This is a genomic window from uncultured Sphingomonas sp., assembly GCF_937871615.1.
Classification (GTDB): domain Bacteria; phylum Pseudomonadota; class Alphaproteobacteria; order Sphingomonadales; family Sphingomonadaceae; genus Sphingomonas.
This window is the reverse complement of sequence record NZ_CALMPA010000001.1, coordinates 26,488-40,165: the sequence shown is the minus strand read 5'-3', so window position 1 is coordinate 40,165 and position 13,678 is coordinate 26,488. Positions and strand designations below refer to the sequence as shown.

Sequence of the window (13,678 nt, the reverse complement as noted above, 5' to 3'; positions counted from 1 at the left end):
TCCGGTCACCTGGCGGGGGCGACCGGGGCCGCCCCGCTGGTGCTCAGGTTTTTTCGTGCCCAATGCGCCTCGTCGATCACATAGAGGCGGATCAATTGCGCCTGATCGGGCGTCAGCACCTTGGCGAAGCTGACCATGCCCCGATCCTTGAGCGCGCCGTCGATCACAATAGACTTCCACCCATCCGCATTGCCAAGCGTGCCGGAGCGTTGCAGGTTGGGCAGCACGCCCCCGCCGCCGGCTGCCGACGCGCCATGGCACACCTGGCAGTATCGACCGAACAGCGCGCGGCCCTGCGCCACCTGCTCGGGCGTGCCGCTCGCCGCCGGCAGCGGCACCGCCGCGCTGTCGGGCGCGGTGGTGGCGGGGAGCGCCACCGTGCCGCCCAGCTTGAACACGATGAGGCGTGGATGGTTGGGCACCTCCGCCGCCTTGCCGATGGCATAGCCGATCGACAGCGGCAGCGCGCCGCCGCGCCCGGCGAGCACCGCGACATATTGCGTGCCCCCGGCCATATAGGTCGCCGCCCCCGCCATGATCCCGGTGCCGACCGGATAGGCGAGCAATTGCTTCCCCGTATCGGCGGCATAAGCGCGGAACTCGCCCAGCGCGGTGCCCTGGAAGACGAGATTGCCCGCCGTGGTCATCGTGCCGCCGTTCCATGGCGCGGGATATTTCACCGTCCATCTCGGCTTGTTCGCCACCGGATCCCACGCCACCAGCAGGCCCGTGGCGCCCGCCGTCGCCGCCTTGATCGTCGCGGCGTCGCGCGGATACATCAGCGCGCCGAGATTCTCGCCGACGTTGAACCCGATCGGCTTGGCCTGATCGAGCGGATCGCTGCTCGCCATATAGCCCGCGCCGACGATCTGCGCCGGGATATAGGCGAGGCCGGCCTTGGGATTGAAGCTCATCGGCTGCCAGTTATGCGCGGCGATCGCTGACGGCACGGCGAGGAACGGCTTGCCCGTCTTGTAATAACGCGCCGCCGGATTCTCGATCGGCCGCCCGGTCTTCATGTCATACCCGCTCGCCCAGTTGACGCCGGGGATGAACTGGCCGGCGTTGATGAGCGTGCCGTTGGTGCGGTCGATAACGTAGAAGAAGCCGTTCTTCGGCGCCTGCATCAGCACCTTGCGCTGCTTGCCGCCGATCGTGAGCGTGGCGAGGTTGATCGGCTGGGTCGCGGTGAAATCCCAGCTTTCGGCGGGCGTTTCCTGATAATGCCACAGATATTCGCCCGTCTCCGGCTTCAGCGCGACGATCGAGGACAGGAACAGATTGTCGCCCTTGCCCTCTGATCTGAGGCCGTGGTTCCAGGGCGAGCCGTTGCCCACGCCGAGATAGAGTTGATCCAGTTCGGGATCATAGACGATCGAATCCCACACCGTGCCGCCGCCGCCGGATTGCTTCCACTGGCCGTTGGCGGACCAGGTGGGCGCCGCTTTCGCCATCGCCGCGTCGGATGCCTCATTGTCCTTCGCGCCGGTGGGATTGGGGACGGTGTAGAAGCGCCATTTCTTCGCGCCCGTCGCGGCATCATAAGCCGTCACATAGCCGCGCACGCCGAATTCCGCGCCGCCATTGCCGATCAGCACCATATCCTTCACCACGCGCGGCGCGCCGGTGATCGTATAGGGCTTGGCCTTGTCGGTGGTCTGGACCGACCAGTCCTCCTTGCCCGTCGCCGCGTCGAGCGCGATCAGCCGCCCGTCGAGCGTGCCGAGATAGAGCCGCCCCTTCCACGCCGCCACGCCGCGATTCACCACATCGCAACACGCCTGCACGCCCTTTTGCGGATCGACCTTGGGATCATAGGTCCACAGCGGCTTGCCGGTCACCGCGTCATAGGCGAACACTTTTGACCATGGGCCGGTGACGAACAATTTGCCGTCGATCACGATCGGCGTGGCTTCCTGCCCGCGCGCGTCCGGCATGTCGGCGAACCATGCGACGCCGAGCTTGCCGACATTATCCGCATTGATCTGGGTGAGCGGGGAGAAGCGCGTTTCCGAATAATTGAACCCGGTCATCGCCCAGTCGCTGCCGTCGCCGCCGGTGGTGAGCAGCGCCCCGTCGACCTTGCCGACCCCCGATGCGCCGCTTTTCGCCGGCTGGTTGTTGCCGCCGCACGATGCGAGCAGCGCCGCGATCGCCGCCAGCGCGAAACCGTTCCGCATAAGCCTCTCCCCCCGCTCCATGGTTTTGTCCGGAGTCGTCGGCGGGGATGGTGGCGCAGGACGAAGGCGAAGGAAAGGGATTTAAGTCGCGTCGTTTAATCGCGCCCCGATTGGCGCAAGGTCATTGCCGTCGCGCGCAAACCGCGCCAGCTTCCAGCGATGCACCGCGCTCCAGCCGAACCGATGCGACCGCGCCGCGCGCGCCGGTTACGCCGCTGGCATTGGGCGACGATCGCCGCGTTCGTGCTTGTCGGGTTGCCGGCGTTGTGGATCGCGCTTGCTTATGGCGGGTTGCCGCGGCTGTGGAGCCATCACGAACACAAATTGATCGGCCGGCGCGATCAGATCATCTCCTATACCGCGCAGGATATCCCCGGCGATCCGATCAACCTGCGTCTGCGCGGGGAGCGTGGCGCGATCGAATGCGCGTTCCGCCGCGCCGGCTGGTCGCTCGCCGATCCGGTCGATCTGCGCTCCGGCCTCGGCATCGCGGCGAGCGTGCTGTTCGCGCGTCCCTATCCGCAGGCGCCGGTCAGCCCGCTCTATTTCGCCGACGCGCCGCAGGAATTCGCGTTCCAGCGCGATGCGGGGAAAAGCGCCGACAAGCGCCACCATATCCGCTTCTGGCGCGTGGCCCCGCGTGACTGGATGGCGGCGGCGACATTCGATCGCGGCGTCGGCCTCAGCCTGTTCACGCTCCAGATCACCCACCACATCGGCCCGCAGGTGGACGACGAACGCGACGCCGCCGGCGCGCTGCTGCGGGCGAGCGGCGCGCAACTGGCGGGCGCATTCCCCTCACGCATCCCGCCCGGCTGGCATCGCAACGGTGGCGGGGACAGATATTTCACCGACGGGATGATCCACGTCTATCGGCTTGATGGGGCAGGGTGCTGAGCGGACGGCGCCGCGCCGCCATCAAGCGTAAGGCGGACGATCCAGCCCCGCGGGCGACAGCGTGAATATCTCGCACCCGTCTTCGGTGATGCCGATCGAATGTTCGAACTGCGCCGAAAGCGAGCGATCGCGCGTCACCGCGGTCCAGCCGTCATCGAGCAGCTTCACGTCGGGGCGGCCGATGTTAATCATCGGTTCGATCGTGAAGATCATGCCGGGGCGCAATTCCGGCCCGGTGCCGGGGCGGCCGACGTGGATCACCTCCGGCGCGTCATGGAACAGCCGGCCCAGCCCATGGCCGCAGAAATCGCGCACCACGCCGTAACGATGCCCTTCGGCATGGCGCTGGATCGCGTTCGCCACGTCGCCCAGGTGGTTGCCGGGGCGCGCCTGCTCGATCCCGAGCATCAGGCATTCATAGGTCACGTCGACCAGCCGCTTCGCCTTCAGCGGCACATCGCCGATCAGGTACATGCGGCTCGAATCGCCGTGCCAGCCATCGAGGATCGGCGTCACGTCCACATTGACGATATCGCCAGATTTCAGCGCCTTGTCACCGGGGATGCCGTGGCACACAACATGATTGATCGAGATGCACGAGCTATGCGTATAGCCGCGATAGCCGAGCGTCGCGGGCACGCCGCCCTTGCTCAGGATGAAATCGTGGATCATCCGGTCGATCTCGCCGGTGGTGACGCCGGGCACCATGTGCGGCACGATCATGTCGAGCGTTTCGGCGGCGAGCCGCCCGGCCTTGTGCATCCCGTCGAACGCATCGCGCCCGTGGAGCTTGATCGCGCCGTCGCGCCCGAGCGGCGCATCGCTGGTTACGGTAACGTATTCGGTCATGCCCCCCGATATAGCGTGACGAACACGGATTGGCGAGGCTATGACCGGCAACGCATGGTTGAGGAACGTATCTGGACCGCCGCGCTCGTCGTCATCGGCGATGAGATTCTTTCCGGTCGCACGCAGGACAAGAATGTCGCGCAGATCGCGCTGTGGCTCAACGTGCAGGGCATCAGGCTGGCCGAGGTGCGCGTGGTTCCCGATCGCGAGGAAGCGATCGTGGAGGCCGTGAACACCTTGCGCGCGCGTAACGATTATCTTTTCACCACCGGCGGCATCGGCCCCACGCATGACGACATCACGGTCGATGCGATCGCCGCCGCGCTTGGTGTAGGCGTGGTCCACCATCCCAAGGCGGTGGCGGTGCTTGAGCGTTATTACACCACGCGCGGCGGGCTGACCGAGGCACGGCGGCGCATGGCGCGCGTGCCCGAAGGCGCCGATCTGATCGAAAATCGCATGTCCGGCGCGCCGGGCATTCGCATCGGCAATGTGTTCATCATGGCCGGCGTGCCGCATATCACGGCGGGTATGCTCGACGCGCTCACCGGCACGCTGGAGGGCGGTCGCCCGGTGGTCAGCGGCACGCTTGGCTGCTGGGTGGCGGAGAGCGAGGTGGCCGATCTGCTCGGCGGGATGGAGCGCGCCCATGCCGGCGTCGCGATCGGCAGCTATCCCTTCTTTCGCGAAGGGCGCACCGGCGCCAATTTCGTCGTCCGCTCGCCCGATGCGGAGCAGGTCGATCGCTGCGTCGCCGATCTCGCGGCGGCGCTGGCGGACGCCGGGCATCCCACCGTCTCCGGCGGGATTTGACAACCCGCGCTCACCCGTTCGCGACCGTCAGCGCCTCCAGCCGGAAGCGGGTGCGCGCCGCATCGCGCTCTATCGCCGCAACGGCGATATCCGCGACGAGATGCCCCGCCACCGGAAGATCCGCCTCGGCCAGTTCGGCCAGCCAGCGATCGAGCCTGGGGCAGGGCGGTGCCTCCGCCATGATCTCGTGCCGCATCCCCGAAAAGGTCGCGCTGTGCCATTCGGTCGCGCGGCTTTCGGTGATCGCGATTCCCGTCCCCGCCGCCTGCGCCGCCGCGATCAGCCGGCGTTCGAGCAGCGCCGCCACGCCCGGCCCGCGCATCATTCCGCCTCCGCGATAAAGGCCTCGACCCGCGCGCAAAGCCGGGGGCGGGGCACGCGCCCGAGCCGCATGTCGCCCACCAGCCGGGGATCGTTCACGGCGCGGCGCCCGAAGGTGGTGGGCGGCATCCCGGTGCGGCGAAGATAGCGATCAATCCTGGTCAGCAGAGACATGCCGGTTCGACTCCCGATTCCTTTTGTTCTTCATTTGTTCTCGCAATAAATCCAACTTGTCCAGGAAATTTCCTGCGCGTAGAATAGGGCCATGTCCGAGACCCCTCGCGAGGCTCTGAAGCGGCTGGCCGAAGCGCGCGGCACGAGCCTTGCGGCGCTCTCCGCGATGCTCGGGCGCAACCTTGCCTATCTCCAGCAATATGTCGGGCGTGGCTCGCCCAGGCGGCTCGCGGAGGACGATCGGCGGATGCTCGCGGCCTTCTTTGGCGTGGATGAGAAGCTGCTCGGCGGAACGGCCTCACGCGAAACATTGATCGAGGTGCCGTGGCTGGCGGTGGAGGCGGCGGCGGGGGCGGGCGCCGATGCCGCGAGCGAGCACCGCCTTCGCCCCCAGCGATTCGCCCCGGAAACGCTGGCGGCGGCGGGGATCGCGGCGCGCACCGCCTCGATCATCACGGCGCGCGGAGACTCCATGATGCCGACGATTCTCGACGGGGACCGGCTGGTGGTCGATTGCGGCGATCGCCGGCTGGATCGCGCCGGCGCGATCGTCGTGCTGCGCCGCGACGGCGATCTGCTCGTCAAGCGCGCCGCGCGATCGGGCGACGACGTGACGATCGCCAGCGACAATTCCGCTTATGCGACGCTCACCGTGCCGGCGTCGGAGGTCGATGTGATCGGGCGGGTGAAGTTGCTGCTGCGCGGGATGGGGTAGGCGCGGATGGGGGGGCAGGCCATTTTTTCGCTACTGCGCGTTTGCTCCCGCAACCGGCCGCTCCGCAACCCAGACAAGACCGCTCCAGTCGCCTCTTGGATAGCGCGCAGTAAAATCACGACGCGGATCCCTTCTCAGGTCCAGGCGACGCATCACATTCTGCGACCGCAAGTTATCCATGGCGGTGTACGAGACGATTTCGGGTACATCGAGGATCGACCAGGCGTGATGCAGCGCCTGCCGCGCGCTTTCGGTCGCCAAGCCCTTGCCCCACGCATCACGACGGAATCTCCATCCGATTTCATGATGGACGCCGAGCGGGTGATCGCGGTCGTGGCGGGCCATTATCCCGGCATAGCCAAGAAAGGCTCCGGCGGAATCGACTACCGCCCATCGTGACACGCCGTCGGTTTTCCAGGCGTTGCGATATAGATCGAATTTCTCTCTGCTGGCATCCCTCGTAAACGGGCCGCCGAGATCAGCCATTACATCGGGATCGCTTTGCATCTCCGCGAAGCCATTCCAGTGCATTTCCGCCCATTGCTGCAACTCAAACATCTTCATGCCTCATGCATCGGAACGATGATGACAGCCTGGTTCATGCGCCGCAATGAGGGCTGCCCTACACCTTGTCGCCCGAATCGCGCCCCGCTCAGAACAGCAGCTTCGCGCCGACCAGCGCAAGCGTCACCGCGAGGATCGGGACCAGCACCTTGTCCGATACGCGCGCCGCGACGAGGCTGCCGATCACGATCCCCGGCACCGATCCCGCCAGCAGCGAGACGAGCAGCGAGAGATCGACCGCGCCCAGCGACAGATGCCCCAGCCCCGCGATCAGCGTGAGCGGCACGGCATGGGCGATATCCGAACCGACCAGCCGCTTCACCTCCAGCCGGGGATAGAGCACCAAGAGCGCCGTCATCCCGAGCGCGCCAGCGCCGACCGAGGTGAGCGAGACGAGCACGCCCAGCACGCCGCCCAGCAGGATCGTCAGCCAGGCGATCCGGCGCTCGTTCACCGCGACGAAGTGCGGCGCGAGCCGCCCCACGATCCGCTCGCGAAACAGGATCGCCACCGCCGTCAGCAGCAGCGCGCCGCCAAGGATGGTGGAAAGCAGATGCCCCGAATCGCCCGATCGGTGCATGATGATGTCGAGCACGAACAATGTCGCGATCGTGGCCGGCAGGCTGCCCGTCGCGAGCCGGCGCACCACCCGCCAGTCCACCGTGCCGCGCCAGCCGTGGACGATGGTGCCGACCGTCTTGGTGGCGGAGGCGTAGAGCAGGTCCGTCCCCACCGCCGTCACGGGATGGAAGCCGAACACGAGCACCAGCAGCGGCGTCATCAGCGATCCGCCGCCAACGCCGGTCAGCCCGACGAGCAGGCCGACCAGCACGCCGGCAAGCGAATAAAAGGGGTTATAGACGATCGACACGATCCGCCGCCCGCTTATCCGAGCGGGCGGGCGGCCGGGCGACCGTCAGCGAAAATGGCCGTCACCCCGCGTTACGCGCAGGCGTGTTCACGCCCATCATCTGGAGGTAACGCTTCACGTTGCGCGCCGCCTGGCGCAATCGTTGCTCGTTCTCGACCATTGCGATGCGCACGTAACCCTCGCCGTTCTCACCATATCCCACCCCTGGCGCAACGGCGACCTTGGCGTGAGTCAGCAATTGTTTGGAGAACTCAAGGCTACCTAGGTGCGCCAGCGCGGGCGGCAGCGGTGCCCAGGCGAACATCGAGGCGCGCGGGGAGGGGATTTCCCACCCGGCGCGCCCGAAGCTTTCCACCATCACGTCGCGGCGCTTGTGATAGAGCCGGCGGTTCTGCTCCACGATGTCCTGCGGTCCGTTGAGTGCGGCGCACGCCGCCGCCTGGATCGGGGTGAAGGCGCCGTAATCGAGATATGATTTAACGCGCGTCATCGCCGCGATCAGCTTCTTGTTGCCCACCGCGAAGCCGATCCGCCAGCCGGCCATCGAATAGGTCTTGGAGAGCGAGGTGAACTCGATCGCCACGTCCTTCGCGCCCTTCACCTGCAGGATCGAGGGCGTCGGATTGCCGTCGTAATACAGTTCCGAATAAGCGAGGTCGGACAGGATCCACACTTTGTTCTCGCGTGCCCATGCCACCAGCCGCTCGTAGAAGGCGAGGTCCACCGTCTCCGCGGTCGGGTTCGACGGGTAATTGACCACCAGCACCGAGGGGCGCGGCACGGTATAGGCCATCGCGCGATCGAGGCTTTCGAAATAATGCTCGTCGGGTGTGGTCGGCACGGCGCGGATCGTGGCGCCGGCGATGATGAAGCCGAAGGTGTGGATCGGATAGGACGGGTTGGGCGCCAGCACCACATCGCCCGGCGCGGTGATCGCGGTGGCGAGGCTCGCCAGCCCCTCCTTCGATCCCATGGTGACGACCACTTCGGTTTCGGGATCGACCTCTACGCCGAAGCGGCGCCCGTAATAATTGGCCTGTGCGCGGCGCAGCCCCGGAATCCCCTTCGACTGGGAATAGCCGTGCGCGCCCGGCTTCTGCGCGACTTCGCACAGCTTTTCGATCACATGCGCCGGGGGCGGCAGATCGGGATTGCCCATGCCAAGGTCGATAATGTCCTCTCCCGCCGCTCGCGCCTGTGCCCGCATCGCGTTGACCTCGGCGATAACGTAGGGCGGCAAGCGCTTCATGCGGTAGAATTCGTCGGACATTGGTACTCCTTTCGCATCCGCATCATATCGCGTCCGCCGCGCGGGCGACAGGTGCCAAGTGCGCCGTGATCGCAAAAACCCGCTATCTCATCCTTGTAACACTGCTAGGCTGTAAGCAGATCACCCGAACGGCAGTGAATATGCCCAGGAGAGGTTGATGACCGAGTTCCAGTCTCCCACGCTCGCCGATCTTCAGCGCTGGACCTGGGTGCTCGGGCGGGCGCAGCAGATGATGCTGGAACAGGGGCTGGCGGCGATGAAGCCCGGCGGCGATGCGGCGGGCGCGCCGGGGATGCCGGCGATCCCCGGCCTCACCGATTCCGCGGCGCTGGAGCGCGCCGGCGATTTCTGGCGTGAAAGCCTCAATCTGTGGCAGCGTTTCCTCGATCCTGCCTCCGGATCGAAGGCGTCCGATGCGCCCGCGCGGCCCGCGGACAAGCGGTTCAAGGCGGAAGCCTGGCGCGCCAATCCGCTGTTCGCATGGATTCGCGAAAGCTATGTGCTGATCGCGGATCATCTGCTGAAAAGCGTCGACGCGATGGAGGGAATCGAGCCGGCGCAGAAAGAGCAACTGCGCTTCGCCGCCCAGGGCTTCGTCGATGCGATGAGCCCGAGCAATTTCGCGCTGACCAACCCCGAGGTGATCGAAAAGACGATCGAGACCGGCGGCGAGAATCTGCTCAAGGGCCTACGCCACATGCTGGCCGATATGGCGCGCGGCCAGCTCACCCATACCGACAGCGAGGCGTTCGAAGTGGGGCGCAACCTCGCCGTCACTCCCGGCAAGGTGGTGAAGCGCACCCCGCTCTACGAACTGATCCAATATACGCCGACGACCGAAAAGGTGCTCGGCATCCCGCTGGTGATCTTTCCGCCGTGGATCAATCGCTATTACATCCTCGATCTGACGCCGGAAAAAAGCTTCATCCGCTGGTGCGTCGATCAGGGCATCACGGTGTTCGTCGTGTCATGGAAATCGGCTGACGCCTCGCTCGCTGATATCATGTGGGACGATTATGTCGCCGCGCAGATCGACGCGATCGACACCGTGCGTGATGTGCTGGAGGTGCCCGCCGTCCACACCATCGGCTATTGCGTTGCCGGCACCACCCTTGCCGCGACGCTGGCGCTGCTCGCCGCGCGCGATGAGGCACACAAGGTAGCGAGCGCCACCTTCTTCACCGCGCAAGTCGATTTCACGCGCGCCGGCGATCTGCTCAATTTCGTCGATGACGATCAGTTCGCGGTGATCCGCCAGCTTTCGCCGCAGGGTTTTCTCGACGGGCGCTATATGGCGATGACGTTCAATCTGCTGCGCGGGCGCGATCTGATCTGGAATTACGTCACCAACAATTATCTGCTCGGCAATGATTATGCGCCGTTCGATCTGCTCCACTGGAACGGCGATACCACCAATCTGCCCGCGAAATGGCATCTGAGCTATCTGGCCGATCTGTATCGCGATAATCTGCTGGTGCAGCCGGGCGCGCTTTCGATCGGCGGCACCCCACTCGATCTCACCAGGATCAAGACGCCGAGCTATATTCAAGCCGGGCGCGAGGATCATATTGCGCCTGCCGAAAGCGTGTGGAAGATGACGCGGATCCTTTCCGGGCCGATGAAATTCGTGCTCGCCGGCTCGGGGCATATCGCGGGCGTGGTCAATCCGCCCGCGCAGCACAAATATCAATATTGGACCAATCCCGCGCCAGCCGAGACGCTCGATGAATTCATCGCCGGGGCGAGCGAGACCAAGGGAAGCTGGTGGCCGGACTGGCTCGGCTGGCTCCACGCGATCGACGCAAACGAGGTTGCACCGCAACGTGGGCGCGTGCCGGGCGAGGGCAGTCTGGCGGCGATCGAGGATGCGCCGGGAAGTTATGTGAAAGCTAAGTAATCTAGGCGTTACAGCATTATAGTGCTACGGCGCGACGCATTGTTGCGCTGCACAAAAAGCTTGCGGAACCGCTCCGGCCCTATTATGTTGCGTCGCAGCATGAAGGAGTCGCGTGGATGACCGACACGAACGCCAAGCCCGAGCCGCAGCCCGTCGCCACGGTGGCGCCCGCTGCTGTCGCCGCGTCCGTCCCGTCCGCCGATATCGTCATCACGAAACAGACGCGGGCGGCGCGCCGTCCCGCCGTCAAGCCGGTCGCCAGGAAGCCGGCAACACGGGCGAAGGCCGCAGCCTCGCCCAAACGCCCGGCCGTTCAGCCGGTGACCAACGCTGCAAAGGAAACCAACATGGCCGATACGTTCAAGAACGTGACCGACAAGACCCAGGCCTATTTCGCCGATGCCAATGAGCGCGCGAAAAGCGCGATGGAAAAGGGCGTGAAGGCGATCGAGGAAGCCAATGCCTTCCACAAGGGCAATATCGAGGCGATCGTCGAATCGTCGAAGATCGCGGTGAAGGCCGCCGAGAAGATCGGTCAGGACGCCGCCGCCTACGCCAAGACCTCGTATGAAAAGGCCAACGAAGCCTTCAAGGCGATGTCGACCGTCAAGTCGCCGACCGATCTGTTCAAGCTGCAGAGCGATTTCTTCCGCTCCTCGTTCGATGCGTTCGTCGCCGAAACCTCGCGCTCGACCGAAGCCGCGCTGAAGCTGGCCGGAGAGATCGCCCAGCCGATCTCGAACCGCTTCGCGCTTGCCGCGGAGAAGGTGAAGGCCGCGGCCTGAGCCTGTGCGCACGGGCGGATTCAAGTCCGCCGATGCGCAGCCGGATGGAAATGAGGGGTGATCGCGCAACCGCGCGGTCGCCCCTTTTTCGTGGCCCCTGTGCGCATGTTTCGCGGCGCGCGCGTTCGCTTGCTCTTGCTCTCGCCGCGATCAATGCCATATTTTGCGGCGAACCATGCAGTGCCAGCCTTCAACCCTTGCGCCGATCGTGATGGCGGAGCGCCGTGATGACGATGCCGACGGCGGAACCGGCATCGGCGTCGCCACCCGCACGCGGACCCGCACCAAGCAGCCCACGCCCTATCGCGTGCTGATGCTCAACGATGATTACACGCCGATGGAATTCGTCGTCCTGTGCCTCCAGCGGTTCTTCCGCATGAACGTGGAGGAGGCGACGCGCGTGATGCTCCATGTCCACCAGAAGGGCGTCGGGGTGTGCGGCGTGTTCAGCTATGAAGTGGCGGAAACCAAGGTGGGGCAGGTGATCGACTTCGCCAGGCAGAACCAGCATCCGCTGCAATGCACGCTGGAAAAGGCGTAAGGGCAACCCGTTCCCGCTGAAGGCACGGCACGCTCCCCTTTACGTCATTCCCGCGCAGGCGGGAATCCATTCCCCCAGCTGCTCGCCGATGGAGCCGAAACGATAACGCATATGGATTCCCGCCTGCGCGGGAATGACGGGCAATTCGGGCCCTACCCCCTTTGCAGCGTGCTCGTGCGCACGATGCCTGCGCCTCCACAACCGAAATGACGGTGATCGCGATCGGGGGTGATCCGTCGCTTCTCGGTGGGCGCGCCCCCGCATCTACGTCCAGCACGATTCCGGGTTATGAGCCCAGCGATGCGATGCCCGCGCCTCAGCACGGGCTGATAGCAAGGATCGGTATCGCGGCCAAGCCCGTGGCATGATCGCCGGATGGTGCGCGTATAATGCCTCTCGCGCCGCCCTGGACGGAGGCGGGCCTGGCCGCGAATCAGCGTGCGCTCGTGCGAACTTTGCTCCACCCCCTTTGCCCACCCCCTTTGCGGCGTGCCCGCGGTTCGATAGACGCGGGCGTATGGACCGTATCCTCATCCGTGGCGGCAATCGCCTTTCCGGCACTCTCCCGATCTCCGGCGCCAAGAACGCCGCGCTGACGCTGCTGCCGTGCGCGCTGCTCACCGATGAGCCGCTGACGCTGCGCAACCTGCCGCGGCTCGCGGATGTCGACAGCTTCGGCCATCTGCTCAACCAGTTGGGTGCATCCACCGCGATCGAAGGCTCGCGACCGGAGGATTTCGGGCGGGTGATGACGATCCGCGCCGGCCAGCTCACCTCGACCGAGGCGCCCTACGATATCGTGCGCAAGATGCGCGCCTCGATCCTCGTGCTCGGCCCGATCCTGGCGCGCGCGGGCGAGGCGCGGGTGTCGCTCCCCGGCGGTTGCGCGATCGGCAACCGCCCGATCGACCTGCACCTGAAGGCGCTGGAGGCGATCGGCGCGGAGCTTGAGATGTCGGCGGGCTATGTCACCGCGCGCGCGCCGGGCGGGCGGCTTTCGGGCGGGCGCTATGCCTTTCCGGTCGTGTCGGTCGGCGCGACCGAGAATGTCGTGATGGCCGCCGTCACCGCGAAGGGCGCGAGCCGGATCGACAATGCCGCGCGCGAGCCCGAGATCGTCGATCTGTGCCGCTGCCTCGTCGCGATGGGCGCGCAGATCGAGGGCATCGGCACCGAAACGCTGGAGATCGAGGGCGTCGATCGGCTCCACGGCGCCACCTATGCCGTGATGCCCGATCGGATCGAGGCGGGCAGCTATGCCTGTGCCGCCGCGATCACCGGCGGCGATATCACGCTCACCAATGTCGATGCGGACGATATGGGCGCGACGCTCGATGCGCTGCGCGATGCGGGCGTGAAGGTCGTCGCGGGCAAGCGTTCGGTGCGCGTTTCCGCCGATGGCAAGCTCGGCCCGCTCACGCTTTCCACCGCGCCGTTCCCCGGCTTCGCCACCGACATGCAGGCGCAGTTCATGGCGATGCTGTGCAAGGCGGATGGCGCGAGCGTGCTGACCGAGACGATCTTCGAAAACCGCTATATGCACGTGCCCGAACTCGCGCGGATGGGCGCGGACATTCAGGTGCGCGGGCGCACGGCGGTGGTGCGCGGGGTCGATCGGCTGGTCGGCGCGCCGGTGATGGCGACCGATCTGCGCGCCTCGATGAGTCTGATCCTCGCGGGGCTGGCGGCAGAGGGCGAAACCGCGGTCAGCCGCGTCTATCACCTCGATCGCGGCTATGAGCGGCTGGAGGAGAAACTGAGCGCGGTCGGCGCGGATATCGAGCGCGCCAGCGACGGCTGA

The 13,678-nt window shown here is 65.9% G+C and carries 14 protein-coding genes; 7 read left to right on the top strand and 7 right to left on the bottom strand.

Annotated elements, in window-relative coordinates; all coding sequences use genetic code 11:
* Window positions 1–5: 5 nt before the first annotated feature.
* The gene (locus Q0316_RS00180; RefSeq protein ID WP_298667851.1) at window positions 6–2,180 is read right to left on the bottom strand and encodes a PQQ-dependent dehydrogenase, methanol/ethanol family; all 2,175 of its coding nucleotides are present in this window, start codon (window positions 2,178–2,180) and stop codon (window positions 6–8) included.
* Window positions 2,181–2,339: 159 nt separating this feature from the next.
* On the opposite strand from Q0316_RS00180, the gene Q0316_RS00175 reads away from it, so the two are divergent.
* Complete coding sequence (locus Q0316_RS00175; RefSeq protein ID WP_298667848.1) at window positions 2,340–3,077, top strand: LssY C-terminal domain-containing protein; 738 nt, start codon at window positions 2,340–2,342, stop codon at window positions 3,075–3,077.
* Between the two features lie 21 nt (window positions 3,078–3,098).
* Here the strand turns inward: Q0316_RS00175 and map are convergent, their stop codons facing one another.
* Window positions 3,099–3,926 carry a type I methionyl aminopeptidase gene (gene map, locus Q0316_RS00170; RefSeq protein WP_298667845.1) on the bottom strand — a complete coding sequence of 276 codons (828 nt, stop codon included), beginning with the start codon at window positions 3,924–3,926 and terminating at the stop codon, window positions 3,099–3,101.
* A 54-nt stretch (window positions 3,927–3,980) separates the two neighbouring features.
* Between map and Q0316_RS00165 the strand changes: the two genes are divergently transcribed.
* Window positions 3,981–4,739 carry a molybdopterin-binding protein gene (locus Q0316_RS00165; RefSeq protein ID WP_298667842.1) on the top strand — a complete coding sequence of 253 codons (759 nt, stop codon included), beginning with the start codon at window positions 3,981–3,983 and terminating at the stop codon, window positions 4,737–4,739.
* Window positions 4,740–4,749: 10 nt separating this feature from the next.
* On the opposite strand, the gene Q0316_RS00160 is transcribed toward Q0316_RS00165, so the two are convergent.
* Window positions 4,750–5,064, bottom strand: a complete 315-nt coding sequence (locus tag Q0316_RS00160) for a hypothetical protein (RefSeq protein WP_298667839.1) — start codon at window positions 5,062–5,064, stop codon at window positions 4,750–4,752.
* Window positions 5,061–5,234, bottom strand: a complete 174-nt coding sequence (locus Q0316_RS00155) for a hypothetical protein (RefSeq protein ID WP_298667836.1) — start codon at window positions 5,232–5,234, stop codon at window positions 5,061–5,063. Before Q0316_RS00155 ends, Q0316_RS00160 begins: the two co-directional genes overlap by 4 nt.
* 91 nt (window positions 5,235–5,325) lie before the next feature.
* On the opposite strand from Q0316_RS00155, the gene Q0316_RS00150 reads away from it, so the two are divergent.
* On the top strand, window positions 5,326–5,949 hold the full coding sequence (locus Q0316_RS00150) for a S24 family peptidase (protein ID WP_298667833.1): 624 nt from the start codon (window positions 5,326–5,328) through the stop codon (window positions 5,947–5,949).
* A gap of 30 nt (window positions 5,950–5,979) precedes the next feature.
* On the opposite strand, the gene Q0316_RS00145 is transcribed toward Q0316_RS00150, so the two are convergent.
* From Q0316_RS00145 to Q0316_RS00135, 3 genes are all read right to left on the bottom strand, one after another.
* Window positions 5,980–6,513, bottom strand: a complete 534-nt coding sequence (locus Q0316_RS00145; protein ID WP_298667830.1) for a GNAT family N-acetyltransferase — start codon at window positions 6,511–6,513, stop codon at window positions 5,980–5,982.
* 88 nt (window positions 6,514–6,601) lie between these two features.
* Window positions 6,602–7,384: a sulfite exporter TauE/SafE family protein gene (locus tag Q0316_RS00140; RefSeq protein ID WP_298667827.1), complete on the bottom strand. Its 783-nt coding sequence runs from the start codon at window positions 7,382–7,384 to the stop codon at window positions 6,602–6,604.
* Window positions 7,385–7,445: 61 nt separating this feature from the next.
* Entirely contained in the window at window positions 7,446–8,654 is a 1,209-nt protein-coding gene (locus tag Q0316_RS00135) for an LL-diaminopimelate aminotransferase (RefSeq protein ID WP_298667822.1), read from the bottom strand.
* A 157-nt stretch (window positions 8,655–8,811) separates the two neighbouring features.
* On the opposite strand from Q0316_RS00135, the gene Q0316_RS00130 reads away from it, so the two are divergent.
* The 4 genes from Q0316_RS00130 to murA all read left to right on the top strand — a co-directional run bounded on the left by Q0316_RS00130 (window position 8,812) and on the right by murA (window position 13,678).
* Window positions 8,812–10,551 (top strand): class I poly(R)-hydroxyalkanoic acid synthase, encoded by a 1,740-nt coding sequence (locus Q0316_RS00130; RefSeq protein WP_298667819.1) that lies wholly within the window; start codon window positions 8,812–8,814, stop codon window positions 10,549–10,551.
* 116 nt (window positions 10,552–10,667) lie between these two features.
* Window positions 10,668–11,336, top strand: a complete 669-nt coding sequence (locus Q0316_RS00125) for a phasin family protein (protein ID WP_298667816.1) — start codon at window positions 10,668–10,670, stop codon at window positions 11,334–11,336.
* 211 nt (window positions 11,337–11,547) lie between these two features.
* Window positions 11,548–11,877 carry an ATP-dependent Clp protease adapter ClpS gene (clpS, locus tag Q0316_RS00120; protein WP_298667813.1) on the top strand — a complete coding sequence of 110 codons (330 nt, stop codon included), beginning with the start codon at window positions 11,548–11,550 and terminating at the stop codon, window positions 11,875–11,877.
* A gap of 517 nt (window positions 11,878–12,394) precedes the next feature.
* Window positions 12,395–13,678: a UDP-N-acetylglucosamine 1-carboxyvinyltransferase gene (gene murA, locus Q0316_RS00115; RefSeq protein WP_298667810.1), complete on the top strand. Its 1,284-nt coding sequence runs from the start codon at window positions 12,395–12,397 to the stop codon at window positions 13,676–13,678.

What these genes read in the sequence shown, in the direction of transcription:
- Q0316_RS00180 (WP_298667851.1), bottom strand. Translation starts at nt 2,180, where the DNA reads ATGCGGAACGGTTTCGCGCTGGCGGCGATCGCGGCGCTGCTCGCATCG.
- Q0316_RS00175 (WP_298667848.1), top strand. Translation starts at nt 2,340, where the DNA reads ATGCACCGCGCTCCAGCCGAACCGATGCGACCGCGCCGCGCGCGCCGG.
- map (WP_298667845.1), bottom strand. Translation starts at nt 3,926, where the DNA reads ATGACCGAATACGTTACCGTAACCAGCGATGCGCCGCTCGGGCGCGAC.
- Q0316_RS00165 (WP_298667842.1), top strand. Translation starts at nt 3,981, where the DNA reads ATGGTTGAGGAACGTATCTGGACCGCCGCGCTCGTCGTCATCGGCGAT.
- Q0316_RS00160 (WP_298667839.1), bottom strand. Translation starts at nt 5,064, where the DNA reads ATGATGCGCGGGCCGGGCGTGGCGGCGCTGCTCGAACGCCGGCTGATC.
- Q0316_RS00155 (WP_298667836.1), bottom strand. Translation starts at nt 5,234, where the DNA reads ATGTCTCTGCTGACCAGGATTGATCGCTATCTTCGCCGCACCGGGATG.
- Q0316_RS00150 (WP_298667833.1), top strand. Translation starts at nt 5,326, where the DNA reads ATGTCCGAGACCCCTCGCGAGGCTCTGAAGCGGCTGGCCGAAGCGCGC.
- Q0316_RS00145 (WP_298667830.1), bottom strand. Translation starts at nt 6,513, where the DNA reads ATGAAGATGTTTGAGTTGCAGCAATGGGCGGAAATGCACTGGAATGGC.
- Q0316_RS00135 (WP_298667822.1), bottom strand. Translation starts at nt 8,654, where the DNA reads ATGTCCGACGAATTCTACCGCATGAAGCGCTTGCCGCCCTACGTTATC.
- Q0316_RS00130 (WP_298667819.1), top strand. Translation starts at nt 8,812, where the DNA reads ATGACCGAGTTCCAGTCTCCCACGCTCGCCGATCTTCAGCGCTGGACC.
- Q0316_RS00125 (WP_298667816.1), top strand. Translation starts at nt 10,668, where the DNA reads ATGACCGACACGAACGCCAAGCCCGAGCCGCAGCCCGTCGCCACGGTG.
- clpS (WP_298667813.1), top strand. Translation starts at nt 11,548, where the DNA reads ATGGCGGAGCGCCGTGATGACGATGCCGACGGCGGAACCGGCATCGGC.
- murA (WP_298667810.1), top strand. Translation starts at nt 12,395, where the DNA reads ATGGACCGTATCCTCATCCGTGGCGGCAATCGCCTTTCCGGCACTCTC.